At 65.9% G+C, this 2229-nt stretch carries 2 protein-coding genes; both read left to right on the top strand.

All coding sequences use genetic code 11. From position 1 onward, the window contains the following. Positions 1-197 precede the first annotated feature (197 nt). Entirely contained in the window at positions 198-968 is a 771-nt protein-coding gene (locus RMO40_RS03315; RefSeq protein ID WP_309716292.1) for an SDR family oxidoreductase, read from the top strand. Positions 969-1107: 139 nt separating this feature from the next. Further along, positions 1108-2229 (top strand): acyl-CoA dehydrogenase family protein (locus RMO40_RS03310; protein ID WP_309716290.1); only part of this gene is annotated, 1122 nt, incomplete at its 3' end.

Raw genomic sequence — 2229 nt, 5'->3', positions numbered from 1 at the left:
AGGCCGAGGGCCGCGAGATCCGCTTCACCGTCGACAGCGGCGTGTGGCGCGCCGGCGCACTGCCGCTGGAATGGTCGGCGCCGGAGTTCTCGCCCCACCTCACCGGGTGAGCCTGGGGCGTGACACCCACGCGACTGCCAGGGTCGCACCCAGGCGCTAGCCTCGCGCGTTCCCCAAACAACTCAGGAGACCGCGCCATGGACACCAGCCAACTCTTTTCGCTCAAAGGCCGCATCGCCCTCATCACCGGCGGTTCGCGTGGCATCGGCCGCATGATCGCGGAAGGTTTTCTGGCGCAAGGCGCGCGGGTCTACATCTCGGCACGCAAGGCCGACGCCTGCGACCAGACGGCCAAAGAGCTGTCGGCCATCGGCCCGTGTTTTTCGCTGCCGGCCGACGTGTCCAGCCTGGCCGGCGTGCAAGGCCTGGTCGATGCGTTCTCCAAGCGCGAGACGCAGCTCGACATCCTGGTCAACAACGCCGGTGCGGCCTGGGGTGCCGACTTCGACGAGTTCCCCGAGAGCGGCTGGGACAAGGTGGTCAACCTCAACATGAAGACGCCCTTCTTCCTGACGCAGGCGCTCAAGCCCCTGCTCGCCAAGGCCGGCGAGAAGCAGCCCGCCAAGGTGATCAACATCGCCTCGATCGATGGCATCGCCGTCAATCCGATGGAGACGTATTCCTACGCCGCCAGCAAGGCCGGCCTGATCCACCTCACCAAGCGCATGGCCACGCACCTGATCCAGCACAACATCGTCACCACTGCCATTGCCCCCGGCGCCTTTGCGTCGGAGATGAACCGCGCCGCGCGCGACCAGGCCGAAGCCGTGGCCGCACGCATCCCGGCCAAGCGCATCGGGGTCGATGAAGACATGGCCGGCGCGGCGATCTTCCTGGCCTCGCGGGCCGGTGATTACGTGGTCGGCAACACCTTGATCGTGGACGGCGGGGTGACGCTCGGTCGCTGAAGCGGTATGAGCATCTGCAAGCTGCTTTCCCTCAGTGGAAGCCCAGATTGCAGAAAAGCGGGTATGTTCCTAGGATGGTCGCCATGCGCCCGGTCTGCGCCCCGGTCGCTGGCCCCACAAGAGCAACAGGAGACACCGCATGGATTTCGGCTTCACCCCCAAGATGACCGAGTGGCAAACGCGCCTGATGGACTTCGTCACGCAACACGTCGTGCCCGCCGAGCCGCTGTTCCGCAAGGAAATGGAAACCAACCGCGCCCAGGGCAAGCAGTGGAACCCGACGCACGAGGTGATGGACGGCTTGAAGGCCAAGGCCAAGGCAGCCGGCCTGTGGAACCTGTTCCTGCCCGCGTCGCAACTCGGTGCCGGTTTGAGCAACGTCGAATACGCGCCCTTGTGCGAAATCATGGGCCGCTACCCGCTCACCAGCGAGTCGATGAACTGCTCGGCCCCCGACACCGGCAACATGGAGCTGCTGGAGCGCTACGGCACCGACGCGCACAAGGAGAAGTGGCTCAAGCCCCTCTTGGCCGGCGAGATCCGCTCCGGCTTTGCGATGACCGAGCCCGATGTGGCGTCGAGCGACGCCACCAACATCCAGTCGCGCATCGTGCGCGATGGCGACCACTACGTCATCAACGGCCGCAAGTGGTGGACGTCTGGCGCGCCCGACCCGCGCTGCAAGGTGCTGATCTTCATGGGCAAGACCGGCACGGTCGACGACCCGAGCCCGCACAAGCAGCAGTCGATGATCATCGTGCCGATGGACACGCCGGGCGTGAAGGTCGAGCGCTGGTTGTCGGTCTATGGCTACGACCACGCGCCGCACGGCCACGCCGAGATCAGCTTCACCAACGTGCGTGTGCCGGCCGACCATTTGCTGCTCGGCGAAGGCCGCGGCTTCGAGATCGCGCAAGGCCGCCTCGGACCGGGCCGCATCCACCACTGCATGCGCCTGATCGGCGGCGCCGAGCGTGCGCTGGAGCTGATGTGCAAACGCGCGCTCACGCGCAAACCCTTCGGCAAACTCTTGTCAGACCAAGGCGTGTGGCGCGAGCGCATTGCGCACTCGCGCATCCTCATCGACCAGGCTCGCCTGCTCACGATGAACGCCGCTTATGCGATGGACACCAAGGGCAACAAGGGTGCGCGCAACGAGATCGCCATGATCAAGGTGGCCGCACCGCAGATGGCCTGCCAGGTGATCGACTGGGCGATCCAGATCCACGGCGGCGCGGGTGTGTCGCAAGACACGCCGCTC

It is taken from the genome of Rhizobacter sp., assembly GCF_031412075.1.
In the GTDB taxonomy this organism is placed as follows: domain Bacteria; phylum Pseudomonadota; class Gammaproteobacteria; order Burkholderiales; family Burkholderiaceae_C; genus Rhizobacter.
Note: the sequence above shows the minus strand (reverse complement) of the source record. Positions and strands in the feature narration are given on the sequence as shown.

Coding starts and splice junctions, on each gene's coding strand:
- RMO40_RS03315 (WP_309716292.1), top strand. CDS start 198: ATGGACACCAGCCAACTCTTTTCGCTCAAAGGCCGCATCGCCCTCATC.